Source organism: Mesorhizobium sp. M0140 (genome assembly GCF_040322475.1).
In the GTDB taxonomy this organism is placed as follows: Bacteria; Pseudomonadota; Alphaproteobacteria; order Rhizobiales; family Rhizobiaceae; genus Mesorhizobium.
This window is the reverse complement of sequence record NZ_JAMYTM010000004.1, coordinates 260,468-285,949: the sequence shown is the minus strand read 5'-3', so window position 1 is coordinate 285,949 and position 25,482 is coordinate 260,468. Positions and strand designations below refer to the sequence as shown.

General features: G+C 63.0%; 18 protein-coding genes and 1 pseudogene. 10 read left to right on the top strand and 9 right to left on the bottom strand.

What is annotated here, in order from left to right; translation table 11 throughout:
• Positions 1–153: 153 nt before the first annotated feature.
• The 3 genes from NKJ37_RS06785 to NKJ37_RS06775 form a co-directional block, all read right to left on the bottom strand.
• On the bottom strand, positions 154–1,527 hold the full coding sequence (locus tag NKJ37_RS06785) for a class II 3-deoxy-7-phosphoheptulonate synthase (RefSeq protein WP_352773337.1): 1,374 nt from the start codon (positions 1,525–1,527) through the stop codon (positions 154–156).
• A gap of 133 nt (positions 1,528–1,660) precedes the next feature.
• Positions 1,661–5,158 (bottom strand): transcription-repair coupling factor, encoded by a 3,498-nt coding sequence (mfd, locus tag NKJ37_RS06780; protein WP_352773334.1) that lies wholly within the window; start codon positions 5,156–5,158, stop codon positions 1,661–1,663.
• A gap of 72 nt (positions 5,159–5,230) precedes the next feature.
• The gene (locus NKJ37_RS06775; RefSeq protein ID WP_352440274.1) at positions 5,231–5,518 is read right to left on the bottom strand and encodes a succinate dehydrogenase assembly factor 2; all 288 of its coding nucleotides are present in this window, start codon (positions 5,516–5,518) and stop codon (positions 5,231–5,233) included.
• Positions 5,519–5,826: 308 nt separating this feature from the next.
• Between NKJ37_RS06775 and recG the strand changes: the two genes are divergently transcribed.
• A complete protein-coding gene (gene recG / locus NKJ37_RS06770; RefSeq protein ID WP_352773331.1) occupies positions 5,827–7,935 on the top strand; it encodes an ATP-dependent DNA helicase RecG in 2,109 nt (702 codons plus the stop codon).
• Here recG and NKJ37_RS06765 read toward each other — a convergent pair.
• Positions 7,887–8,642: a DUF502 domain-containing protein gene (locus tag NKJ37_RS06765; RefSeq protein ID WP_027036784.1), complete on the bottom strand. Its 756-nt coding sequence runs from the start codon at positions 8,640–8,642 to the stop codon at positions 7,887–7,889. The genes recG and NKJ37_RS06765 overlap by 49 nt on opposite strands.
• A 286-nt stretch (positions 8,643–8,928) precedes the next feature.
• Here NKJ37_RS06765 and NKJ37_RS06760 point away from each other — a divergent pair.
• Positions 8,929–9,113: pseudogene (locus NKJ37_RS06760) on the top strand (GIY-YIG nuclease family protein).
• A 108-nt stretch (positions 9,114–9,221) separates the two neighbouring features.
• On the opposite strand, the gene glmS reads toward NKJ37_RS06760, so the two are convergent.
• The 4 genes from glmS to NKJ37_RS06740 all read right to left on the bottom strand — a co-directional run bounded on the left by glmS (position 9,222) and on the right by NKJ37_RS06740 (position 13,991).
• Positions 9,222–11,045: a glutamine--fructose-6-phosphate transaminase (isomerizing) gene (gene glmS, locus NKJ37_RS06755; RefSeq protein ID WP_352773328.1), complete on the bottom strand. Its 1,824-nt coding sequence runs from the start codon at positions 11,043–11,045 to the stop codon at positions 9,222–9,224.
• 175 nt (positions 11,046–11,220) lie between these two features.
• On the bottom strand, positions 11,221–12,579 hold the full coding sequence (glmU, locus tag NKJ37_RS06750) for a bifunctional UDP-N-acetylglucosamine diphosphorylase/glucosamine-1-phosphate N-acetyltransferase GlmU (protein ID WP_352773325.1): 1,359 nt from the start codon (positions 12,577–12,579) through the stop codon (positions 11,221–11,223).
• A gap of 148 nt (positions 12,580–12,727) precedes the next feature.
• A complete protein-coding gene (locus tag NKJ37_RS06745) occupies positions 12,728–13,165 on the bottom strand; it encodes a DUF6841 family protein (RefSeq protein WP_352773322.1) in 438 nt (145 codons plus the stop codon).
• Between the two features lie 79 nt (positions 13,166–13,244).
• Positions 13,245–13,991, bottom strand: coding sequence for a cytochrome c biogenesis CcdA family protein (locus NKJ37_RS06740; RefSeq protein ID WP_352773319.1), 747 nt, complete (start codon positions 13,989–13,991; stop codon positions 13,245–13,247).
• Positions 13,992–14,177: 186 nt separating this feature from the next.
• Between NKJ37_RS06740 and NKJ37_RS06735 the strand changes: the two genes are divergently transcribed.
• The 8 genes from NKJ37_RS06735 to rpmG all read left to right on the top strand — a co-directional run bounded on the left by NKJ37_RS06735 (position 14,178) and on the right by rpmG (position 23,296).
• Positions 14,178–14,555 (top strand): COG4315 family predicted lipoprotein, encoded by a 378-nt coding sequence (locus tag NKJ37_RS06735; RefSeq protein ID WP_128303545.1) that lies wholly within the window; start codon positions 14,178–14,180, stop codon positions 14,553–14,555.
• Between the two features lie 358 nt (positions 14,556–14,913).
• Complete coding sequence (gene topA, locus NKJ37_RS06730) at positions 14,914–17,550, top strand: type I DNA topoisomerase (protein ID WP_352773316.1); 2,637 nt, start codon at positions 14,914–14,916, stop codon at positions 17,548–17,550.
• Positions 17,551–17,556: 6 nt separating this feature from the next.
• Positions 17,557–19,875 (top strand): ribonuclease R, encoded by a 2,319-nt coding sequence (rnr, locus tag NKJ37_RS06725; RefSeq protein WP_352773313.1) that lies wholly within the window; start codon positions 17,557–17,559, stop codon positions 19,873–19,875.
• A gap of 11 nt (positions 19,876–19,886) precedes the next feature.
• Positions 19,887–20,321 (top strand): DUF983 domain-containing protein, encoded by a 435-nt coding sequence (locus NKJ37_RS06720; RefSeq protein ID WP_206638025.1) that lies wholly within the window; start codon positions 19,887–19,889, stop codon positions 20,319–20,321.
• 86 nt (positions 20,322–20,407) lie between these two features.
• Positions 20,408–21,148, top strand: a complete 741-nt coding sequence (locus NKJ37_RS06715) for an NUDIX hydrolase (protein ID WP_352773310.1) — start codon at positions 20,408–20,410, stop codon at positions 21,146–21,148.
• Between the two features lie 78 nt (positions 21,149–21,226).
• Positions 21,227–22,405 (top strand): MFS transporter, encoded by a 1,179-nt coding sequence (locus tag NKJ37_RS06710; RefSeq protein ID WP_023810543.1) that lies wholly within the window; start codon positions 21,227–21,229, stop codon positions 22,403–22,405.
• 111 nt (positions 22,406–22,516) lie between these two features.
• The gene (locus tag NKJ37_RS06705) at positions 22,517–22,975 is read left to right on the top strand and encodes a YqfO family protein (RefSeq protein ID WP_023810542.1); all 459 of its coding nucleotides are present in this window, start codon (positions 22,517–22,519) and stop codon (positions 22,973–22,975) included.
• Between the two features lie 153 nt (positions 22,976–23,128).
• Positions 23,129–23,296: a 50S ribosomal protein L33 gene (gene rpmG / locus NKJ37_RS06700; protein ID WP_006201775.1), complete on the top strand. Its 168-nt coding sequence runs from the start codon at positions 23,129–23,131 to the stop codon at positions 23,294–23,296.
• A gap of 1,117 nt (positions 23,297–24,413) precedes the next feature.
• Here rpmG and NKJ37_RS06695 read toward each other — a convergent pair.
• Entirely contained in the window at positions 24,414–25,481 is a 1,068-nt protein-coding gene (locus tag NKJ37_RS06695) for an ABC transporter ATP-binding protein (protein WP_352773307.1), read from the bottom strand.
• Position 25,482: the final 1 nt, after the last annotated feature.

The following is a 25,482-nucleotide window of genomic DNA, read 5'->3' as shown; positions in this document are numbered from 1 at the left end:
CTGGCCTCCAATCCAGCCAGCATCTTGAATCACAAACATCCGGCTTTGGGAATCCTACGATTCTCTCAAAATAGGAATCGCTCTAGCGCAGACATAAAAGGCGCCCGATTTCTCGGACGCCCTTTCGTGGATCTTATTCGGACTGCGCGAAAATCAGCCGTTGGCAACCTGCTTGTGCTGCACCGGGTGGCTCTTCTTCAACAGATCCGAGACCAGGAAGGCCAGTTCGATCGCCTGATCGGCATTGAGGCGCGGGTCGCAATGGGTGTGGTAGCGGTCCTGCAATTCCTCGGCGGTGATGGCGCGTGCGCCACCGGTGCATTCGGTGACGTTCTTGCCGGTCATTTCGACATGGATGCCGCCCGGATGCGTGCCTTCGGCGCGGTGCACCTCGAAGAAGGTCTGCACCTCCTTCAGAATGCGGTCGAACGGCCGCGTCTTGTAGCCGGCGGCCTCGATCGTGTTGCCGTGCATCGGATCCGACGACCACACCACGGAGCGGCCTTCCTTCTGCACCGCGCGAACCAGCTTCGGCAGATGGTCGGCGACCTTGTCGGAACCGAAGCGGGCGATCAGCGTCAGCCGGCCGGGCTCGTTCTCGGGATTGAGCAGGTCGATCAGCTCCAGCAAGCCGTCCGGCATCAGCGACGGACCGCATTTCAGGCCGAGCGGGTTCTTGATGCCACGGCAATATTCGACATGCGCATGGTCGGGCTGGCGGGTGCGGTCTCCGATCCAGATCATGTGACCCGAGGTGGCGTACCAGTCGCCGGAGGTCGAATCGACACGCGTCAGTGCCTCCTCATAGCCGAGCAGCAGCGCCTCGTGGCTGGTGTAGAAATCGGTCTCGCGCAGCGCGTAGTTGGTTTCCGAGGTGATGCCGACGGCCTTCATGAAGTCCATCGTCTCGGTGATGCGGTTGGCAAGAGACTCGTATTTCTCGCCCTGCGGACTGTCGGACACGAAGCCGAGCATCCAGCGGTGCACATTCTCCAGGCTGGCATAGCCGCCTTGCGCGAAGGCGCGCAAAAGGTTGAGCGTCGCCGCCGACTGGCGATACGCCATCTCCTGGCGAGCGGGGTCCGGAATGCGCGACTTGGGGTCGAATTCGATGCCGTTGATGATATCGCCGCGATAGCTGGGCAGCGTCACCTCACCCTTGGTCTCGTTGTCGGACGATCGCGGCTTGGCGAACTGGCCGGCAACGCGGCCGACCTTCACCACCGGCTGCGCGCCGGCGAAGGTGAGCACCACCGACATCTGCAGGAAGACGCGGAAGAAGTCGCGGATGTTGTCCGCGCCATGCTCGGCGAAGCTCTCGGCGCAATCGCCGCCCTGCAGGAGGAATGCGTCACCGGCGGCGACAGAAGCGAGCTGCTTCTTCAGCTTGCGCGCCTCACCGGCAAAAACCAGCGGCGGAAAGGTTGCGAGCTGGGCCTCCGTGTTCTTCAGCGCGGCAAGGTCCGGATAGGCAGGAACCTGCTTGATCGGCTTTGCTCTCCACGAATTCGGCGACCATTTCGTCATCGCTGCACCAACACTCTTTCCGGCGAGCACCCTCGCCCCCACTCCAGCCCCTATATGGGATGGCGGCTCCATACACGAAGCCGTTTTCGTATTCTAGACCGGAATTCAAGCGCTGGCGAATGGTCCGGGCGGGCTATGCCGCCTTCTCCACCAGCCGCGCCAACTGCGTCATGACCACCGCCGAGCCCGCCAATCGCTTCTCGGGGGTTGGCCAATCGCGTACGAAGACGACGCTGTGGTCCGGCCGGATCTTGGCCAGCGAGCCCTGCTCGCCGATGAACCGGACGAGCCCAACCGGGTTGGAGAATTCGCGCTTGCGGAAATGAATGACGACGCCCTTCGGCCCGGCGTCGAGCTTCTCGACATTGGCTTTGCGGCAGAGCGCCTTGATGAAGACGATCTTGAGCAGATGCTTGACCTCTTCCGGCAGCGGGCCGAAGCGGTCGATCAGCTCGGCGCCGAAAGCGTCGATTTCCTCGGTGTTCTCGAGATCGCCGAGACGGCGATAAAGCGCCAGCCGAAGCTGCAGGTCCGGAACATAGCTTTCCGGGATCATCACCGCCGTGCCGACGGCAATCTGCGGCGACCAGCCGCCATCCTGGACCTCGCCGGAATCCTTCACCTCGGCGACAGCCTCTTCCAGCATCTGCTGGTAGAGCTCGAAGCCGACCTCCTTGATGTGGCCGGACTGCTCTTCGCCGAGAAGATTGCCGGCGCCCCTGATATCGAGATCGTGGCTGGCGAGCTGGAAGCCGGCGCCCAGAGTATCGAGCGATTGCAGCACCTTCAGCCTCCGCTCCGCGGTGTCGGTCAGCTTGCGGTTGGCCGGCAGCGTGAACAGCGCATAGGCGCGCACCTTCGAGCGGCCGACGCGGCCGCGCAACTGGTAAAGCTGCGACAGGCCGAACATGTCGGCGCGATGGATGATCAGCGTGTTGGCGGTCGGGATGTCGAGGCCGGATTCGACGATGGTCGTGGACAACAGCACATCGTACTGGCCGTCGTAGAAGGCATTCATGATGTCGTCGAGTTCGCCCGGCGGCATCTGGCCATGGGCCACCGCCACCTTCAACTCCGGCACGGATTCCTTCAGGAAATCCTGGATTTCCGAGAGATCGCTGATGCGCGGCACCACATAGAAGGAATGGCCGCCACGATAGCGCTCGCGCAGCAGCGTCTCGCGGATGACCAGCGGATCGAAGGGCGAGATGAAGGTGCGCACCGCCATGCGGTCGACCGGCGGCGTGGCGATCAGCGACAGTTCGCGCACCCCGGTCAACGCCAGTTGCAGCGTGCGCGGGATCGGCGTCGCCGACAGCGTCAGCACGTGCACGTCGGTCTTCAAATCCTTCAGCCGCTCCTTGTGCTTGACGCCAAAATGCTGCTCTTCGTCGATGATCAGCAGGCCAAGGTTCTTGAACGAGATTGCGGAACCGAGCAGCGCATGCGTACCGATGACGATGTCGACCTGGCCCTCGGCGATACCTTTCTTGGTCTCGGCCAGTTCCTTGGCGCCGACTAGCCGCGACGCCTGGCCGACACGGATCGGCAGGCCGGAGAAACGCTGCGAAAAGGTCTTGAAATGCTGGCGCGACAACAATGTCGTCGGCACCACAACCGCCACCTGAAAGCCTTCCATCGCCGCGATGAAGGCAGCGCGCAGCGCCACTTCGGTCTTGCCGAAGCCGACATCGCCGCAAATCAGCCGGTCCATCGGCTTGCCGGCGGCCAGATCGTCGCGCACCGAGTCGATCGCCGTCTGCTGGTCGTCGGTCTCCTCATAGGGAAAGCGGGCCGCGAACTCGCCATAGAGGCCTTCTGCCGGCACCAGTGGCGGTGCGGAGCGCATTTGCCGCTCGGCGGCGATGCGGATCAGCTGCCCGGCCATGTCAAGCAGGCGTTTCTTCAGCCGCGCCTTGCGCGACTGCCAGGCGCCGCCGCCAAGCTTGTCCAGCGTCGCCTCGGCTGTGTCAGAACCATAGCGCGACAGGAGTTCGATGTTCTCGACCGGCAGGAACAGCCGGTCGTCGCCGGCATAGTGGATTTCCAGGCAGTCATGCGGTGCACCGACCGCTTCGATGGTGCGCAGCCCGATAAACCGGCCAATGCCGTGGTCGGCGTGGACGACAATGTCGCCGGCCGACAATGCCGAGGCCTCGGCAATGAAATCCGAGGGACGCTTCTTGCGTTTCGAGCGCCGGATCAACCGGTCGCCGAGAATGTCCTGTTCGGCAACGACGACCAGTTTTTCGGTTTCGAAGCCGGATTCGAGCGGCAGCACGGCCAAGGCCGCCTGACCCGGCTCGAGCTTTTCGGCTTCCGCCAGCGTTGCAACCTGCTTGAGGTTGCCGAGATGGTGTTCGGCAAGGATCTGGCCAAGCCGATCGAGCGAGCCCTCGGTCCAGCCGGCGATGACGACGCGGCGGCGCGCCGCGCGCTCATCGGCGATGTGTTTGACGACTACGTCGAACACATTGACGTTCGGGTCGGCGCGTTCCTCGACAAAGCTGCGGCCAGGGCGCGAACCGGCATGAAAAACCTTTTTCGCGCCGGCGTCAGGCGCGTCAAACGGCGTGAAGTCGATCGCTTCACGCGGCCCTAGCGAGGCAATCAGGTTTTCCGGGGAGAGATAGAGCAGGTCCGGTGCGACCGGCTTGTAGGGCACGGCGTCCTTCAAGGCACCGTCCGCCTGCTTCTTGCGCGCCTCGTAATGGTCGAGGATCAGCGTGTGGCGCTCGGCCAGCGCCTCATGCGCCAGATGGTCGAAGATGACAGGCGTGTGAGGCAGATAGTCGAACACCGTCTCCAGCCGCTCATAGAAAAACGGCAGCCAGTGTTCCATGCCGGCAAACCGCCTGCCTTCGCTGACTGCTGCATAGAGCCCGTCATCGCGCTGTGGAGCGCCAAAGGCTTCGATATAGGAGCGGCGGAAACGGCTGATGGTTTCCGGCGTCAGCGCCACTTCGCTCATCGCCTGCAACGCCATCGACTTGCGCTGGCCGGTGGTGCGCTGCGTGGCGGCGTCGAAGACACGGATCGATTCCAGCGTGTCGCCGAAGAAGTCGAGCCTGAGCGCTTCGGTCCAGCCGGGGGCGAAAAGGTCGAGAATGCCGCCGCGCACCGCGAATTCACCGATACCGCGCACGGTCGGCACGCGTTCGAAACCGGACGTTTCCAGTCGCGACACCAGTACGTTCATGTCGATCTGGTTGCCGGGCCTGGCGTGGAAGGTCTGTGCCTCGACGAGATCCGCCGGCGGAATGCGCTGCAGCAGCGCATTGGCGGTGGTGAGAATGACGGCGCGGTGCGGCTTCTTCGCCAGCGCGATCATGGCGGTCAGTGCATCGAGGCGCTTGGCGGCCGCATCCGAGCCGGGCGAGACGCGGTCGTAGGGCAAGCAATCCCAGGCCGGCAGTTCCAGCACCGGCAGGCCGGGGGCCGCGAAAGACAGCGCCTCGATGATCGCCGGCAGGCGCTGACCGTCGCGCGCGACGAACAGAACCGGCTTGTCGGGCGCGATCTCGAGTGCTGCCTGCACCAGCGCAAAGGCTTCGTAGCCATCGGCGACGCCGTCGACGATGAACTGACCGGCGCGGTCTTTCGGCAAACCGATGGTGGGAATGAGGCTCATCAAATCACGGTCTTGTTTTATCGCAATTCCCCACGGAAAACCGCTTCGTACTTTTCCTGGAATTGCTTGTGTTCAGAATGTCAGAGAACGGCGGAAAGCCAGGATCTTTTGCAGGACGGCACAATCGATGTCGGCCGGCACCGGGCGTTCGCCGGTGACCATGGGCAGGAATTCGGTATCGGGAATGTCGAGGAGCCTCTCATATTGGTCGATTTCGTCGCCGGTCAAGGCGCCGATCTCAGCGTCGGCGAAGGTGCCGAGGATAAGGTCCATCTCGCGCATGCCGCGATGCCAGGAGCGAAACAGAAGCTTGCGGCGGCGGACGTCGAGCCCCTCGCTTGATCTCGTCGTTCCGGTCATCGTGCCGCATCCTTGCTTGCTGCGGGCGCATATAGCGTGGATAGAAGGGGCTGTCAGCCTTGCAACGGCCCGGTTGGCGTCTAACATCTCGGTGTGACGAACATTCCTGACAGTATCGGCGCTAGCACCCCCCTCTGTCCTGCCGGACATCTCCCCCTCAAGGAGGGAGATCGTATGGCACGACTGCTTTCGCCAATTTCCAACTGCGCAAGGCGGGCGAGGTCAGAACTGCTAATCGCCCCCCTTGAGGGGGAGATGGCCGGCAGGCCAGAGGGGGGTGAGCGCAGACACCGCATGGTTTCTCTCAGATGAGACCTTCCATCCTCGATCCCTTGTTTGTCCCGATCACCTCGCTTGCCGGCGTCGGACCGAAAGTCGGCGCGCTGATCGAGAAGGTTGTCCCGGCCGATCTGGGTGACCGCCCCGCCCGCGCGGGCGACCTTCTGTTCGTGCTGCCGCACACCGTCATCGACCGGCGCAGCCGGCCGGGCATCGCAGGATCCGCGGAGGGCCAGATCGTGACGCTGGAGGTGCGCATCGACCGCCACCAGCCGCCGCCGCGCGGCAACAGGTCGGTGCCTTACCGGGTCTTAGCCCATGACGACACCGGCGAGATCGCGCTGACCTTCTTCCATGCTCACGCTTCCTATCTCGAAAAGGCGATGCCCGAGGGCGAGCATGTCGTGGTCTCCGGCCGCATGGAATGGTTCAACGGCCGCCCGAGCATGGTCCACCCCGACCACATCGCGCTCGCCAGCGAGGCGGAAAACCTGCCGCTGGTCGAACCGGTCTATCCCCTGACAGCCGGGCTCTCGGGCAAGGTGCTGCGCCGGGCGATCGGCCAGGCGCTGGCGCGTGTGCCCGAATTTCCCGAATGGCAGGACGGCGCTTTCATGCGCCGCCACACGTCTCCCTCCTTTGCCGGCGCGCTTGCCCGCATCCACAATCCGGCCGACCCGATCGATGTCTCCGTCGATGGCGCTGCCTGGCGGCGCCTCGCCTATGATGAGCTGCTGGCGGGCCAGGTCTCGCTGGCGCTGGTGCGGGCAAAAGTCCGCCGCCTGTCCGGCCGCCCTCTGGTCGGCGACGGCCGCATCGTCGAAAAACTGCGAGCCGCACTGCCCTATTCGCTGACACCGAGCCAGGAGTTCGCGCTGGCCGAAATCAATGCCGACCTCGCCGATCCCGAGCGCATGCTGCGGCTTCTGCAGGGCGATGTCGGCTCCGGCAAGACGGTCGTCGCGCTGTTGGCCATGGCGCGGGCTGTCGAGGCTGGCGGCCAGGCGGCCTTGATGGCACCGACCGAAATCCTGGCGCGCCAGCATCTGGCGACCATCACGCCGCTTGCCGCCAAGGTCGGGCTGCGCATCGCCATCCTCACGGGCCGCGAGAAGGGCCGCGAACGCGCTGATACGCTGGCCGGCCTGGCAAGCGGCGAGATCGACATCGTCGTCGGCACCCATGCGCTGTTCCAGGAGACGGTCATGTTCCACGACCTGGTCTTTGCCGTGATCGACGAGCAGCACCGTTTCGGCGTCCATCAACGGCTCGCCATCACCGCCAAGGGCGATGCGCCCGACATGCTGGTGATGACGGCCACTCCCATCCCGCGCACGCTGGTGCTGACCGCTTTCGGCGACATGGACGTGTCGAAACTGACGGAAAAACCGGCCGGCCGCCAGCCGATCCGTACCGTTACTCTGCCGCTGGAGCGGCTCGATGAACTGATCGGCCGCATGGTCGAGGCGGTGGCCGGCGGCCAGAAGATCTACTGGATCTGTCCGCTGGTCGAGGAATCCGAAGAAATCAAGCTGATGTCGGCCGAGGACCGCTTCGCCTCGCTGAAACCATTGTTCGGCGACCGTATCGGGCTCGTTCACGGCCGCATGAAAGGTGCCGACAAGGACGAGGCGATGCGCGCCTTCAAGCAGGGCGAGACACGCATCCTGATCGCCACCACGGTCATCGAGGTCGGCGTCGACGTACCGGACGCCACCGTCATGGTCATCGAGCACGCCGAGCGCTTCGGCCTCGCCCAATTGCATCAGTTGCGCGGCCGGGTCGGGCGTGGCGACAAGCCCTCCTCCTGCGTGCTGCTCTACAAGGACCCGCTCGGCGAGACCGCGAAACGCCGGCTGTCGGTGATGCGCGAGACCGAGGACGGGTTCCTGATCGCCGAGGAGGACCTGAAGCTGCGCGGCGAAGGCGAATTGCTTGGCACCCGCCAGTCCGGCACGCCGGGTTTCCAGGTGGCGCGCATCGAGGCGCATGCCGATCTTCTGGAGGCCGCCCGCGACGATGCCAGGCTGATCCTGTCGCGCGACCCGGAGCTGCAATCGCAGCGTGGCGAGGCGTTGCGCCTGCTGCTTTATTTGTTCGGCCGCGACGAGGCCGTGCGGCTCCTGCGCGCCGGCTGAGCCAGGGCGGCAACCGACGGGTTGGCGAGCATCCCCTCGATCGGCTCGCCATTCACGACAACCATTTGCTTGACCTCGGGCGCCACCAGCCCGGCCGAGACGATCAGCTTGGCGCCGTCCTCGATCGTCATGTCGAGCAGCACGATGTCCGACTTCGGCACATACATCAGGAATCCGGTGGTCGGGTTCGGCGTGCACGGCATGAACACGGCGATCAGCGGATCGCCTTCCTGGTCGAGCTTCTGGTTGATCTCGGTTTCCTTCTCGCTGGCGACGAACACCAGCGACCACACGCCCTTGCGCGGATATTCGACCAGCCCGACCTGGCGGAACATGTCGCCCTTGTTCGACAGCACGGTCTCGAAAATCTGTTTCAGCGAACCGTATATGCCGCGCACCAGCGGCATGCGGCCAAGCAGGCGCTCGCCGAAATTGACGATGGCGCGGCCGACGATGTTGGCCGTCAGGAAGCCGATCAGCGTGATCAGGATGAGCGCCACGATCAGCCCGAACCCCGGCACCGGAAACGACAAATAGGTGTCAGGGCTGTAGCGGGCCGGAATATAGGGTTTCACCCAGGAATCGACCCAGCCGATGAAAGACCATGCAATGTAAGCGGTGATCGCCAGCGGCGCGCAGACAATGAAGCCCGTGAGGAAATAGTTCCTCAGCCGGGTCACGCCGGAAGTCTTGGGAGCGTCGGACATGATTCACCGGAGGCGCGGATTGCAGCGCAACATTAGTGAACCGGACGAAGCTTTGGAACTGCGAAGTTTTTAAAGAGCGGATTATGCCGCCGCTTCCAGCGAAGCAATCCAAACGGAAGCAGCATACGTTCGCGATTAGCCGAAACATCCCTCCCCTTCGTCATCCACGGGCGGAGCAAGGAGCGAAGCGACGCGGCGCAGACCCGAGGATCCATTCCGTGACGTCGGCCGAAGAATGCAACCCCTCAAGATGGTCGGCGGATCGTTCGGTCGCTATACTTCGTTCATGACGGGCTATGTCTATTTAACTGCGAGCCGGAAACGCGGCACCATCTATATTGGCGTCACAAACGATCCGATGCGATCCAGCGCGAGAAGTCGCTGAAACGTTGGCCGCGTCAATGTAAGATCGAACTGATCGGAAAGGCCAATCCGGAGTGGTTCGAACTTTTCCGCGGGACTGGGTGGTAGCGCCAAGTTCTGCACCGCTTGATCCGCCACCACCGTCACGGAATGGATCCTCGGGTCTGCGCAGGAGCTTCGCTCCCGCTCCGCCCGTGGATGACGAAAGGATGAGGCCTACTCCACCGTCACCGATTTCGCCAGATTACGCGGCTGGTCGACGTCGGTGCCCATGAACACGGCGGTAAAATAGGCGAGCATCTGGATCGGCAGCGCGTAGATGATCGGCGAGATGATTTCCGGCACGTCCGGCAGCACGATCGTCTCCATCGTCTTGACGCTCGTCAGCGCCGCGCCCTTGCTGTCGGTGATCAGGATGATCTTGCCGCCGCGCGCCGCCACTTCCTGCATGTTCGACACGGTTTTTTCGAAAATGCGGTCGTGCGGCGCGATGACGATGACCGGCATGTTCTCGTCGATCAGTGCGATCGGGCCATGCTTCAGTTCGCCGGCTGCATAGCCTTCGGCGTGGATATAGGAGATTTCCTTGAGTTTTAGCGCGCCTTCCATGGCCAGCGGGAAATTGGTGTCGCGGCCGAGATAGAGCACGTTCTTATAGTGCGCGAGGTCGCGCGCGATCTTTTCGATCTGATGGTCGAGCTTCAGCACCTGATTGGCATAGCGCGGCGCTTCCGAAAGCTCGCGCACAAAGGTCTTTTCCTGCTGCTTCGAGATTGTCCCGCGCGCCACGCCGGCACGCACGGCTAGCGATGCCAACACCGACAGCTGGCAGGTGAATGCCTTGGTCGAGGCAACGCCGATCTCCGGTCCCGCCAGCGTCGGCAGCACGACGTCGGATTCGCGCGCCATCGTCGATTCGCGCACATTGACGACGGCGCCGATCTTCATCCCCGCCTTGCGGCAGTAGCGCAGCGAGGCCAGCGTGTCGGCGGTCTCGCCCGATTGCGAGATGAAGAAGGCGGCATCGTTCTTCGACAGCGGCATTTCGCGGTAACGGAATTCCGAAGCGACATCGATATCGACCGGCAGTCGCGCGTAGCGCTCGAACCAGTACTTGCCAATCAGGCCGGCGAGATAGGCGGTGCCGCAGGCCGAAATCGCCAGCCGGTCGATTTTGGCGAAATCGAAAGGCAGGTCGAGCGGCTTGGAGACGCCGCCGACAAAATCCAGATAATTCGCCAGCGTGTGCGAGATCACCTCGGGCTGTTCATGGATTTCCTTCTCCATGAAGTGGCGTCTATTGCCCTTGTCGACCATGAAACTGGTCGAGAGGGACTGCTGGCGCTTGCGGTCGACCTTTGTGCCGTCGATGTCGAAGATGGTGACGCCGTCGCGGCGCACCACCGCCCAGTCCCCATCTTCGAGATAGGTGATCGAATTGGTGAACGGGGCGAGCGCGATGGCGTCTGAACCCAGAAACATCTCGCCATCGCCATGGCCGACAGCCAGCGGCGGACCGTTGCGCGCGCCGACGATCAGGTCTTCATCGCCCTTGAACATGATGGCCAGCGCGAAAGCGCCTTCCAGCCGCTTCAGCGCCTGGTGCGCGGCATCAACCGGCTTCAGCCCCCTGGCGAGTTCGCGCGCCACCAGATGCGCCACGACCTCGGTGTCGGTCTGCGACGAAAAAGAATAGCCGTCGCGGATCAGCTCGGCGCGCAGTTCGGCGAAATTCTCGATGATGCCGTTGTGGACGATGGCGACGCCATCGGAAAAATGCGGGTGCGCATTGGTCTCGTTGGGCACGCCATGCGTCGCCCAGCGTGTGTGACCGATGCCGATCGTGCCGTCGAGCGGCTCGTCCTTGAGCCGGCGCTCCAGGTTGATCAGCTTGCCTTCGGCGCGGCGGCGGGCGAGTTCGCCACGCTCGATGGTGGCGACGCCGGCCGAGTCATAGCCACGGTACTCCAACCGCTTCAACGCATCGACAATGAGCGGCGCAACCTGCGAGCGGCCGACGATTCCAACGATACCGCACATGCAGAAAGCCCCCGAATCCCCAGAAAACCAGCACTATTTAGGGATGGCCGGCCTGCCGTGAAAGTCACATTGCATTTCGTCCCGTGTAACGGAACGCTCATTCTTGTCGATGCACCATGACAGACCGCTCTTGCAATCCGGTTACTGCAATCGTTCGGTTTTTTGCGGGCCGGTTTTACTTTTTCTTCGCAGCCGCGGCCGAAGCAGAGCGCTCGCGCAATTCCTTGCCCTTGCCTGGAATCGTCTTCTGGCGGGCGCGGCCGAAGGCCAGCGCATCGTCGGGCACGCTTTCGGTGATCACGCTGCCCGAGGCGATGTAGCCGCCCTTGCCGATGGTGACAGGCGCCACCAGCGACGAATTCGAGCCGACAAAGGCGCCCTCGCCGATGTCGGTGAAGAATTTCGAATAGCCGTCATAGTTGCAGGTGATGGTGCCGGCGCCAATGTTGGCTCCCGCACCGACGCGGGCATCGCCGATATAGGTCAAATGGTTGACCTTGGCGCCCTCCTCGATAACGGCCTGCTTGACCTCGCAGAAATTGCCGACTTTGGCCTTGTTCCGGAGATCCGCACCCGGCCGCAGCCGCGCATACGGCCCGACATCGCAATTGGACGCAATGGTGGCGCCTTCGATATGGCTGAACGCATGGATCTTGGCGCCCGTGGCGATCTTCACGCCCGGGCCGAACCAGACATTGGGCTCGACGATGGTGTCAGCGCCAATCTCGGTGTCGTGCGAGAAATACACCGTCTCCGGCGCAATCAGCGTCACACCCGACAGCATCGCTTCGTGTCGGCGACGCGCCTGCCAGATGCCCTCGGCCTGCGCCAGTTCGGCGCGATTGTTGATGCCGAGCGCGCTCTCGAAGCTGGCTTCGGTGGCGACGACGTCAAGGCCGCGCCCGCTGGCGATCTCGACAATGTCGGTGAGGTAGTACTCGCCCTTGGCATTCTTGTTGCCGACCTGATCGAGCAGCTTCAGCGCATGGGCGCCGGCTACCGCCATCATCCCGGCATTGCAGAAGCCGATTTTTTTCTCCTCCTCGGAGCAATCCTTTTCCTCGCGGATGGCGACCAGCTTGCCGTCCTTTTCGATCAGCCGGCCATAGCCCGTCGGGCTGGGCGGACGGAAGCCAACCACGACGACGGCCGCACCTTCCGCCAGTTTCAGCCGCGCCACGGTCAGCGCATCCGCGTCGATCAGCGGCGTGTCGCCGAACATCACCAGGATATCGTCATAACCCTTTGATATCGCATCGCGCGCGGCGAGCACGGCATGCGCGGTGCCGAGGCGCTTGTCCTGCACGAAGGTCTCGGCCTTCGGAGCGAATTTCGCCGCCGCCTTGCGCATCTCTTCGGCCCCATGGCCGATCACCAGCGCCTGGCTGCCGGCACCAGCGGCTTCGGCCGCCTTCACCACATGGGCGACCATCGGCAGGCCGGCGATCTGGTGCAGCACCTTCGGCAGCACGCTCTTCATGCGCGTGCCTTCGCCGGCGGCAAGGATGACGGACAGGCAGGATCTCTGGCTCATGGAACGACAACCATATGAAAAGGGTTGGGAATCAAAGCATGCTAGCAGTGGCGCCATGCTTCACCAATGCGGTTAAATTCCGGTGCCATGGCGGAGCAGCCGACTCTTATTCAACGGGTCTTAAGACGGAATTCGGCAGTCAGCACACTTACAACAGGCCGTGTTTCCTGAATTCCGCCTGCTCGTCACCTGATATCCAGCCAAACACCTTCAGCTTGCCATCTCGCTTTTCGACGAGATAGTTGACCGCAAAGTCGATGGTCACGGGACTCCCATCCTTGCGTTCATAGTCACCGGACCAGTTTACCTCAGCCACGCAATGGTCCTGGTCGACAGGTGTCACAGAGACGTCCTTGCAGGTCATCCTCTTGCTGCCGAGGGCACGATAGGCCTCAAAACCCTTTGTCATGATGGCCTTCAACTGCTCCCCATTCTCGCCAACCATGACCGATGCCGGCGTCACCGAGACAAAACCGGCCGAATACATGTCGGCGACGTCGTTGAGATCGACGGTGTCGGCGAGCGCGTCATTGTAGATTTTCTCATAGGCCTTGAAGAATTTTCGCACGTCCGCCTTGGCTACCATTCTCGCCTCCCGGCTCGAAAAAGTGTGGTCAACGGCAGTGCAAATGCGGGCTGCCGTGCATCGTTCCCACCGAGGCGACCTACCCCAGCCGCCCCAGCACCGGGAAATTCTCCAGCAGCCAGTAGGAAACGGTCTGCACGCCACCGGTGAGGAAAAACACGCCGGCAACGACCAGCAGCGCGCCGATCGCTTTTTCGACGCGGCCGAGATGGACGCGGAATTTGCCGAGGAAGCGCATGAAGGTGCCGGAAAACAGTGCGGCGATCAGGAATGGGATGCCCAGCCCGAGCGAATAGGCGGCGAGCAGCAATGCACCCTCGCCCACCGTTTCGCGGCCACCTGCCAGCGTCAGGATAGGCCCCAGCACCGGGCCGATGCAGGGCGTCCAGCCGAAGGCGAAAGCCAGCCCCATGACATAGGCGGCGACAGCACTCGCCGGCTTGCCCTGCGACTGGAAGCGCGCCTCGCGCGACAGCAGCGGAATGCGCAGGATGCCGAGGAAATTCAGGCCCATCAGGATGATCAGCACACCGGCGCCCATTGCCAGCGGCTCCTGCCAGACGCGCAGCAACCGGCCGATGGTCGAGGCGCCGGCGCCCAGCGCGACAAAGACGGTCGAGAAGCCGAGCACGAAGGCGATCGAGGAAAAGAGCAGCGCGCCGCGTGCGCCTTCCTTTGCAGCCGCCCCCGTATTGCCGCGGAAGTCGTCGACCGAGACGCCGGCCATGTAGCAGAGATAGGGCGGCACCAGCGGCAGCACGCAAGGCGACAGGAACGAGATGGCTCCCGCCCCGATCGCGCTGACATAGCCGATGTCCAATGCCATTTCCAAGAACTCCAATGCCGTGACGCCGATATAGCGACGCGCAGCCTTGTCCACCAATCACCATTGTGTTGGCAAGATCATCCATTGCCCGACGCACTTGCCAGGAAGAAACCACAGCCCGCAGGCGTTGATGCTGTGAGGCCGCGATTTCCCGCGCGTCTCCAGATATCAGTCAGGGAGATTTCCATGAAAACCATAACCGCAGGACTGGCAGCGCTTCTACTCAGCACAGCCGCATCCTTCGCCGCCGACGCGTGGAAGGAAGCCGAGGTCAATGGCACCAAGATCTACACCGACGCCAACGGCATGACGCTTTACACCTATGACAAGGACGAGAAGGGCAAGACCAACTGCTATGACAAATGCGCCACCAACTGGCCGCCGCTGAAGGCCGAAGCCGGCGCCAAGGCGGATGACGAATGGACCGTTGTCGACCGCACCGACGGCACCAAGATGTGGGCCTATGACGGCAAGCCGGTCTACACCTTCATAAAGGACAAGAAGCCCGGCGACGTGACCGGCGACGGCGTCGGCGAAGTCTGGCACATCGTCAAGGCCGACTAAGCCACTCTATCCCAGTCCCGCCTGCTGACTGGTCGCCGGGCATCGCTTCATGCCGCCGGCGGCCAGCATCAATCAGCCGTTCTGGCGTCGAACCGACGCTATTCCCGGCCGTCACTCCGCGACTCGGTGGAAAAGTGAAACTAGGTCGTTTTCGCCGGCTCGGCACCACATCTCCCTTTCCCAAAATTCTGTGATTTTCTCCATACACTCTTAGAGTGTATTGCTGCGGACCGGCCCGCAATTTGGGCGCTTCCCCTTGACCGGATGCAAAAGCGCGGCCATGTGAGCGACAAATAGAACGAGATTTCGTCGCGCGCAGCGGAATTCTTCTGCCGCACCACAGCTGATATGAGACCTCATGGACGTCGTCGTCGTCGAATCGCCGGCCAAGGCGAAGACAATCAACAAATACCTCGGCAAGAACTACAAGGTTCTGGCCTCGTTCGGCCATGTCAGGGATTTACCGGCCAAGGATGGCTCGGTGCGTCCGGATGAGGATTTCGCCATGTCCTGGGCGGTCGACACCGCCTCTGGCAAACGCCTCGCCGACATCGCCAAGGCGGTCAAGGACGCCGACGGCCTGATCCTCGCCACCGATCCGGATCGCGAAGGCGAAGCGATTTCCTGGCATGTGCTGGAAGTGCTGAAGCAGAAGCGCGCGCTGAAGGACAAGCCGGTCAGCCGCGTCGTCTTCAACGCCATCACCAAATCGTCGGTGCTGGAGGCGATGGCCAATCCGCGCCAGATCGATGCACCGCTGGTCGATGCCTACCTCGCCCGCCGGGCGCTGGATTATCTCGTCGGCTTCACGCTGTCGCCGGTGCTGTGGCGCAAGCTGCCGGGCGCCCGCTCGGCCGGCCGCGTCCAGTCGGTTGCGTTGCGTCTCGTCTGCGACCGCGAATCCGAGATCGAGCGCTTCATCCGCGAGGAATACTGGCAGATCGCCGCACTGCTGGGCACGCCGCGCAACGAGAATTTTGAAGCGCGGCTGACCGCCTTCGACCGCAAGAAGCTGCAAAAGCTCGACATTTCCAACAAGGCGCAGGCCGACGACATCAAGTCGATGCTTGATGGCGCAACCTTCAAGGCGGTGTCGGTCGAAGCCAAGCCGACCAAGCGCAATCCCGGCCCGCCCTTCACCACGTCGACGCTGCAGCAGGCCGCCTCATCGGGCCTCGGCTTCTCGGCCAGCCGCACCATGCAGGTGGCGCAACGCCTCTATGAAGGCATGGAGATCGGCGGCGAGACCACAGGTCTCATCACCTATATGCGAACCGACGGCGTGCAGATGGCACCCGAGGCGATCGACGCCGCACGCGACGCCATTGCCAAGGAATTCGGCGCAAAATACCTGCCGGAAAAGCCGCGCCAGTATACAGCCAAGGCCAAGAATGCCCAGGAAGCGCACGAAGCGATCCGCCCGACGGATTTCATGCGCACCCCGGCATCGGTCAGGCAATATCTCGATTCCGACCAGATGCGGCTCTATGAGCTGATCTGGAAGCGCGCCATCGCCAGCCAGATGCAGTCGGCCGAGATCGAGCGCACCACCGCCGAGATCGAAGCGGTCAACGGATCGCGCACCGCCGAGCTGCGTGCTATCGGTTCGGTCGTTCGCTTCGACGGCTTCATCGCCGCCTACACCGACCAGAAGGACGACGATGCGGAAGACGAGGAAAACCGTCGGCTGCCCGAAATCCGTGCCGGCGAGCAGCTTGCCCGCCAGGCGATCAATGCCACCCAGCACACCACCGAGCCGCCGCCGCGTTATTCGGAAGCTTCGCTGATCAAGAAGCTGGAAGAACTCGGCATCGGTCGGCCTTCCACCTATACGGCGATCCTGAAGACGCTCGAAGACCGCGACTATGTCACCATCGACAAGCGCCGGCTGGTGCCGCAGGCCAAGGGCCGGCTGCTGTCGGCCTTCCTCGAAAGCTTCTTCAAGCGCTATGTCGAGTACGACTTCACCGCGTCCCTCGAGGAAAAGCTCGACGAGATCTCGGACGGCAAGCTCGCCTGGAAGGACGTGCTGCGCGATTTCTGGAAGGATTTTTCCGGTGCCGTCGCCGACATCAAGGAACTGCGCGTCACCGACGTGCTCGACGCGCTCAATGAGGAACTGGCGCCGCTGGTGTTTCCCGCGCGCGAAGACGGTTCGAACCCGCGCATCTGCCCGAAATGCGGCACCGGCAATCTGTCGCTGAAACTCGGCAAGTTCGGCGCCTTCGTCGGTTGCTCCAACTATCCCGAATGCTCCTTCACCCGCCAGCTCGGCGACGCCGCCAATCCGAATGGCGAGAATGGCGGCGGCGAGGACGGCACCAAGGTCATCGGTAAGGATCCCTACACGTCAGAGGAAATCACGCTGCGGAGCGGCCGCTTCGGCCCCTACCTGCAGCGCGGCGACGGCAAGGAAGCCAAGCGCTCCAGCCTGCCCAAGGGCTGGACGGCAGAATCGATCGATCACGAAAAGGCGCTGGCGCTGCTGTCGCTACCCCGCGATGTCGGCCAGCATCCGGAAACGGCCAAGATGATCTCGGCCGGGCTCGGCCGCTACGGTCCGTTCGTGCTGCATGACGGCACCTATGCCAATCTCGAGAGCATCGAGGACGTGTTCTCGATCGGCCTCAACCGCGCCGTGTCGGTGATCGCCGAGAAGCAGTTGAAGGGCAAGGGCGGACGCAATGGCGGCACTGCCGCTGCGCTCAAGGAGCTTGGCGACCATCCCGATGGCGGCGGCAAGATCGTCGTGCGCGACGGCAAATACGGACCTTACGTGAATTTCGGCAAGGTCAACGCCACCCTGCCCAAGGGCAGGGATCCACAGTCGGTGACCATCGAGGACGCGCTGGCGCTGATTGCCGAGAAGGAAGCCAAGGGCGGCGGCGGCAAGAAGCCGTTCCGCAAGGCAGCGGCGGCCAAGGCCCCGGCAACCAAGAAAGCAGCCGCCAAGAAGCCGGCTGCGAAGAAGCCGGCCGCGAAGAAAAAAGGATAGGGCAGCGTGGCGCGCAAGATCACCGGCAGAACCCACGGCGATCCGCGCACCGCCGACACCAGGGCCAAGGTCAAGGACGACTACCGGCCGTCGCGTGACGAAATTTTGCGCTACATCGCCGAAAATCCCGATCGCGCCGGCAAACGCGACATCGCGAAAGCTTTCGCACTGCGCGGCGACGACCGCATCTGGCTGAAGGATCTGCTGCGCGACTTGCAGGACGAAGGCGTCCTTACCAAGGAACGCAAGGGGTTGGCCCGCGTCGGCGCCCTGCCCCATGTCACGGTCCTCGATATTTTTGACCGTGATGCCGATGGCGTGCTCTTGGCGCGTCCTACCGAACACACGGCCAATGGGCCGCCGCCCATCGTTTCCATCCGCCTGTCGCGCAGTGGCAGTGGACCGGCGCCCGGCATTGGCGACCGCGTGCTGGCCAAGACCTTTCCGGCCGACGACACGAACGTCGCCCTGGGCGGCCCCGGCTACACCGGGCGGGTGGTGAAGATTTTCGAAAAACGTACCGATGCCGTGCTCGGTGTCTTTCGCATCTTGCAGGACGGCACCTTCCGCATCGAACCGGTGGAACGGCGCCAGCCCGAACTGATCGTCGACAAGGAATTCCAGAACGGCGCCAAGAACGGTGACCTGGTCGAGGTCGAGCCGGCGCGGGCTTCCCGCTATGGGCTGCCGAGGGCCAAGGTGCTCAACGTGCTGGGCTCGCTGACCAGCGAAAAGGCGGTCTCGATGATCGCCATCCACGCACACGACATTCCGCATATCTTCCCGGCCGACGTCATCGCAGAATCCGAAGCGGTCAAACCCGCGACGCTGGATCACCGCGAGGATTGGCGCGACCTGCCGTTGATCACCATCGATCCGGCCGACGCCAAGGATCATGACGACGCCGTCTTCGCCACGCCGGATCTCGACGAGAAGAACCCGGGCGGCGTGGTCGCCACTGTCGCCATCGCCGACGTCGCCGCCTATGTGCGCTACGGCACGGCACTCGACCGCGAAGCGCTGAAGCGCGGCAATTCGGTGTATTTCCCGGATCGCGTCGTGCCGATGCTGCCCGAGCGCATCTCCAACGATCTCTGCTCGCTGCGCGAGGGCCAGGACCGGCCGGCATTGGCAGTGCGCATGGTTTTTTCGGCCGAGGGCCGCAAGCTCAGGCACTCCTTCCATCGCGTCATGATGAAGTCGGCGGCAAAGCTCGCCTACCAGCAGGCTCAGGCGGCGATCGACGGCGCGCCGGACGACAAGACAGGCCCGATCCTCAAAACCGTGCTGAAGCCACTGTGGGACGCCTATGCGATCCTGAAGCGCGGCCGCGATGGCCGCCAGCCGCTCGAACTCGACCTGCCGGAGCGCAAGATCGTGCTAAAGCCGGACGGCACCGTCGATCGCGTCATCGTGCCGGACCGGCTCGATGCCCACAAGCTCATCGAAGAATTCATGATCCAGGCCAATGTCGCGGCGGCCGAAACGCTCGAAGCGAAGAAACAGGAACTGGTCTATCGCGTCCATGACGCGCCATCGCTGGCCAAACAGGAATCGCTGCGCGAGTTCCTGCAGACATTGGGCCTGTCACTTGCGCGCGGCGCGCAGATGCAGCCAAGCCAGTTCAACGGCATTTTGGAGCGCGTGCGCGGCGCCGACAATGAAGGCCTGGTCAACGAAGTGGTTCTGCGCTCGCAGAGCCAAGCCGAATACTCGCCAAAGAACATCGGCCATTTCGGTCTCAACCTCCGCCGCTACGCCCATTTCACCTCGCCGATCCGCCGCTATGCCGATTTGATCGTGCATCGCGGACTTATTGCCGCACTCGGATTGGGTCCGGGCGGGCTGACGCAGGACGAAGCGGCACGGCTCGAAGATGTCGCGGTGCTGATTTCCGGCACGGAACGCCGCGCAATGGCGGCCGAGCGGGACACGGTCGACCGTCTGATCGCCAGCTATCTCGCCGAACGCGTCGACGACCGGTTCGATGCCCGCATCTCCGGCGTCACCAAGTCAGGACTATTTGTCCAATTGCCGCAGTACGGCGCGGATGGCTTCATCCCGGTGTCAACTCTGGGCGGCGATTACTATATATACGATGAAACCGCTCGCTCCCTGTTCGGAGAACGCTCGGGCAAAGGTTATCAGCTCGCGGACCGTGTCGAGGTCCGACTCATCGAGGTGGCGCCGATGGCCGGGGCGATGCGCTTCGAGATGTTGACCGACCCGAAGCCTCTGCCGGGCTCCAAGCGGTCGTTTCACAAGGCCAAGGGCCGCGCCCGCGCGTCGCAATCGCGACCGGGTTCGCGCGGCAGGAGACGATGATGACAACAGCCATGGAAGAACAGGTTTTCGGCGGAGAACATCACTCGGGCCGGACCACGCGCCCGCTGTGGACGGCGATGAAGCGCGGCCTGCTCGGCCGCTGCCCGCATTGCGGCGAAGGCAAGCTGTTTCGCGCTTTCACCAAGACCGTCGACACATGCAGTGTCTGCGGCGAGGAATTGCATCACCACCGGGCCGACGACCTGCCCGCCTATCTCGTCATAGTCATCGTCGGCCATATCGTGCTGGGCGCCTTCATGGGCGTTGAGGCGACGTCGACGCTGTCCACATGGCAGCACATCGCCATCTGGGTACCGCTGACCATCCTTTTGTCGGTTGCGCTGCTGCAGCCGATCAAGGGTGCCGTCATCGGACTGCAATGGGCCTTCTATATGCACGGCTTCGGCGGCGAGCACGACGTGATCGAGCCGCATCCCGAAGCCTAGGCCGCAGCCAAGAATGCTGCCTGGTGCAACATACCGACCGTGAAAGGCCACTTTCGCTTGCCAGAAGTTTCCGCTAGGTCCTGCGCATGGACGGTATGACCAAGGCGGAAGTCGACAGGATCGAGCGGAGCATGATCGCTCATAGCGACCGGCCCATCCGCCCGCGCGACGCGGCAACCCTCATCCTGCTCGACCGCAAGGACGATGACGTGCTGGTTCTGATGGGTCGCCGTCATGCCGGCCACGCGTTCATGCCGGGCAAATTCGTCTTTCCCGGCGGCCGCACCGATCCGACCGACAGCCGCATACCGGTCGTCGCCGCCTTGCACCCGGAGCAGGAAGCCAGGCTGATCGCCGGGCCGGGCCGCACAAGCGCCGCACGAGCCCGCGCCATCGCCCTGTCGGCCATCCGCGAAACCTATGAGGAAGCCGGGCTGCTGATCGGCCGCAAGGGTGCCTTCGCAACCTCCAGGTCCGACTGGCAGGGTTTTGCCGAACACGGCGTGCAACCCTCGCTGGACATGCTGCGCTTCGTCGCGCGCGCGATCACGCCGCCCAACCGGGTGCGCCGCTTCGACACCCGCTTTTTCAGCGCCTGGCGTGACGACGTCGCCGTCGAACTGCCCGGTGGCGGTCCCACCAACGAGCTCGAAGAGCTGGTCTGGCTGCCGCTCGCCAAGGCCAGGGAAGCCGACATACCCGATATCACCCGAATGATCCTGGACGAGCTGGAAAAGCGCCTCGCCCATGATCCGCTGTTGCGTCCTGGCGGTCCCGTGCCCTTCTACCGGCTTGTCCGCAGCCGCTTCACCCGCGAACTTCTCTAGAGCAATTCCAGGAAAAGTGTGACGCGGTTTTCCGCCCGGAATTGCGTAAGATCAAACAGACAGAGTATTCAGAATCCCATGACGGTCGATACCCAACCACAGGGCGACGAACGCGTACACTGGCTGCCGATGGTGGCGGCGATCTCGTCGATCAGCGTCGTCGGCATCGCCATCGGCCTCGGTATGCCGCTGCTCAGCGTCATCCTTGAAACGCGCGGCCATTCGGCTTCGATGATCGGCCTCAACACCGCCGTCGCCGGCCTCGCCTCGATCGCCGGTGCGCCGCTGGCGACCCCGCTCGCCATGCGCTTCGGCGTTGCCTGGACAATGATCGCCATGATCGCCGCCGGCGCGCTGGCCTTTGTCGGCTTCCATTTCGCACCCGATTTCTGGATGTGGTTTCCGCTGCGCATCGTGCTGCACATTGCGCTGACGGTGCTGTTCATCCTGTCCGAATTCTGGATCAGCACCTCGGCGCCGCCGCACCGACGCGGCCTTGTCCTCGGCATTTACGCCACTGTCCTGTCGCTCGGCTTTGCCGCCGGACCGTGGCTGTTCGCCCATCTCGGCAGTTCCGGTTTCAGGCCGTTCGGCGTTATCATCGCGTTGGTGACGCTGGCGGCCATACCCGTGCTGGCAGCACGCAACGAGAGCCCGTCGATCGCCTCGGATGGCGAAACCAGCAATTTTCTGCGCTACATCTGGCTCGTGCCGTCGGCGACCGCTGCCGTGCTGGTGTTCGGCGCGGTGGAAACCGGCGGCTTTGCGCTGTTCCCGATCTACGGCAGCCGAATCGGCTACTCCGAAGCCGATGCAGCCCTTCTGCTGACCATGATCGGCCTCGGCAATGTGTTGTTGCAGATCCCGATCGGCATGATCAGCGACCGCGTCAGCGATCGCCGCTACCTGCTGATTGCCTGCGCCACGGTCGGTCTTATCGGCACCGTCTTCATGCCCTTCTTCGCCCAGAATTGGCATTTGATGGCCGCGCTTCTGTTCGTCTGGGGCGGCGTCGTCGCTGCCATGTACACGATCGGCCTCGCCCATCTCGGCTCGCAGCTTTCCGGCCATGAACTGGCGTCGGCCAACGCCGCCTTCGTGCTGTGCTACGGCGTCGGCATGGTGCTCGGCCCGCAGGCGATCGGCATCGGCATGGATGCGTTCGGCCCGTCCGGCTTCGGCTGGTCGCTCGGCCTGTTCTTCGCCGCCTATATCGCTTTGGTCGCCGTCAGGTTGGTTCGCAAGATCCTGCTGTAGCGCGACTGTGGCCAGCCATGCATTTGGCACGGCACGGAGACAGGCTGCTGACAGAACCGTGTCAGGAGCACAGGGCTAAAAAGGCGTCCCAAAACACTCGAGGACACTTCCATGATCGACAGCGGCTTTGAAACCACATCGCTACGAATGACACTGCTTCTGCTCGTAACGTTCCAGGCTCCGGCCGCCGACGTCGACCGCATCATGGATGCCGTGGTGGCGATTGCGCCGCTGGCCATGGGCAAATACGACCGCAATGCCTATCAGTCGGCGCACGGCATCGAACGCTACAGGCCGCTTGACGGTGCGGCCGCCGGCGCCGAAACCGAATTGAGACGGCGGCCCGGCACGGTCGAGGTTTCCTTCGAACTGCCGGACGATCAGGCGCTGGCCGCTCGTGTCGTCGAGGCGATTTTCCAAGCACATTCCTATCAGGAACCGGTGATCCGCATTCAACCGATTCTCGCCAGCCGTTCCAAGGGGCTGGACGACCGCGCCAATCCGAATCGCTGGTGGAACACGACCGGAGACTGGAAGAAGGTTGCTGCACCGGCGACAGAAACCGCATGATTTCCGTTCACCAGCAGGCTCAGGCGGATCGCACGAGGCTTGCCGGGCTTGACTTTCCGGGCGCGTTCTTTATGTGTCGCGCCAAGTTTCCCGCGTCCGGGTGTTTCCCCGTGCTCCAGCGGCCAAAACCCCACGAACAAACGGACTGATATCATGGCCAAAGCCGCAAACATCAAGATCAAGCTTCTGTCGACCGCCGACACCGGTTTCTTCTACGTGACCAGCAAGAACAGCCGCACGAAGACCGACAAGCTGTCGTTCCGCAAGTACGACCCGGTCGCCAAGAAGCACGTCGAATTCAAGGAAACCAAGATCAAGTAATCTGGGTTTCCCGCTGCAATGCCGAAACGCCGCCCATTGGGCGGCGTTTTTCGTTTGTAGCCAATTGATTTCGTTGCATCCGAGCAGAGACTCCAGCCAAAGGATTGACCCTTCGCCATGGTTGCGGCACCCTTGGCCCTGGTTGGGTGTCACGAACAAGGCGCCTATGGATGTCGAAGAAGTTGAAAGCTGCAATCATTGCAGCCCTTGTCGCTCTGGCTGCTGGCTTCGCCGTCAGCAACGGGCTGATAAGCCAGCAGACGGCCGATGAGATCAAGGCCAGGACTGACCAGGTTCTGACTGAGGAAGAGGCCGCACAGCCTGCGCCTCAGCCTGACAGCCCCGCCCGCCTTCCACGGAACCCGCACCGCAGGCTCCGACCCCTCCCGCCGCGGCACCCCCGCAAGGATCACAACCGGGTCAATGAAGAAGCCCCGCCAGAATGGGCTCCTCTCGTGCGATCGCGCCATCACCATACCTGCTGAGTGTATCGTTTTAATACAATCGCCGATTGGTAGACTTGCACCACGGATAGGCAGTTAGTTTCAGTATCAGGCAAAAAGGGGGGAAATGCCTCGCACTGGGAGAAAACGATGTCCGTACAAAAAGGCGACTTTCGAACCAACAGAGCCGACTACGTGATTGCCGCGATGCATGGCGGAGTGACCGCCGAAGACAGCGTTCGAGACGAGAACCTGGCAAGGAGAAAGAAGTCCCTGTGGCTGAAGGAGCGGCGATCGGCCAAGTCGGCTGAGAACCCGTTGGACAGCTCGCCGCTGTCTAAAAGAAGCCCTCGCGGTTAGCGATTTACATCACCTTCCGCGATCACACCATATCCGCACACAATCCACTCACCCATATTGCAGGTGCCGCCGTCGGTGTTGACTAGCTCCGACGGCGGCCTAGTTCGTGGCGAAATAACCTCCGTTCTTTTGAGAAGACGGGGGGACTAAGGTCTTGTGCTCTACGCGCAAAGGTCCAAGCGGTCCTGTTAGGTTCCGGAAATGTCTCTTGGACGTTCCGCTATTTTATCCAATTGAAATGTAGCGTTACCGTGTATTCCCGCCCGATAACTGCGCCTGATCCGGCTGCCCGCATCCGCCCTGGCTGAGTCCCCTCAGCCGATGCGCTCACCGCTCTTCGGATCGAATAGATGCAGCTGGTGTGGTTCGGCCGCCAACCGTACCTCGTCGCCGGGCTTCACGCCGGCACGGCCCATGGCAAAGACGCAAAGCTGCTGGCTGGCCAGCTTGACGTAGAACTGTGTCGAAAGCCCGAGCGGCTCGACCACCCCCACCTCGCCCCTCAACGCGCCGTCATCCGCCAATTTGATATGCTCGGGCCGCAAACCGACGGTGATGGCGTCACCATCCTTGAGCGGCAGGCCTTCCGGCAGCCTCAGCGCCTGGCCGTCGGTCAGTACGGCCTCCGGGGTAGCGCCCTCCCGAACCGTCGCCGGTAGGAAATTCATGCCGGGTGAACCGATGAAACCGGCGACGAACATGTTGGCCGGCCGATCGTAGAGATCGAGCGGCGCGCCGACCTGCTGGATCAGCCCGTCATGCATGACGACGATCCGGTCGGCCATGGTCATCGCCTCGATCTGGTCGTGCGTGACATAAACCGATGTCGTCTTCAGCTGCTGGTGCAGCGCCTTGATCTCGGCGCGCATATGGACGCGCAGCTTGGCGTCGAGGTTCGACAGCGGTTCGTCGAACAGGAAGACCTTGGGATCCCGCACGATGGCACGGCCCATGGCGACGCGCTGGCGCTGGCCGCCCGACAATTGCCGCGGCAGGCGCTGCAGGAAGGTGTCGAGCCCGAGCCGCTTGGCGGCGCCGTCCACCCTGGCATCGATCGTCGTCGTCTGCGCCTTCTTCAAGAGCAGGCTGAAACCCATGTTCTTCGACACGTCCATATGCGGATAGAGCGCATAGGACTGGAACACCATGGCGATGTCGCGGTCCTTCGGCGCCACGTCATTGACCAGCCGCTCGCCGATGCGGATCTCGCCGCCGGAAGCTTCCTCCAGCCCGGCGATCATGCGCAAGAGTGTGGACTTGCCGCAGCCTGACGGACCGACCAGGACGACGAACTCGCCATCGGCGATTTCAAGGTCGACCGCGTGCAGGACGCGGACGGCGCCATAGTCCTTGCGGACCTTTTCGAGCGTAACAGAGGCCATA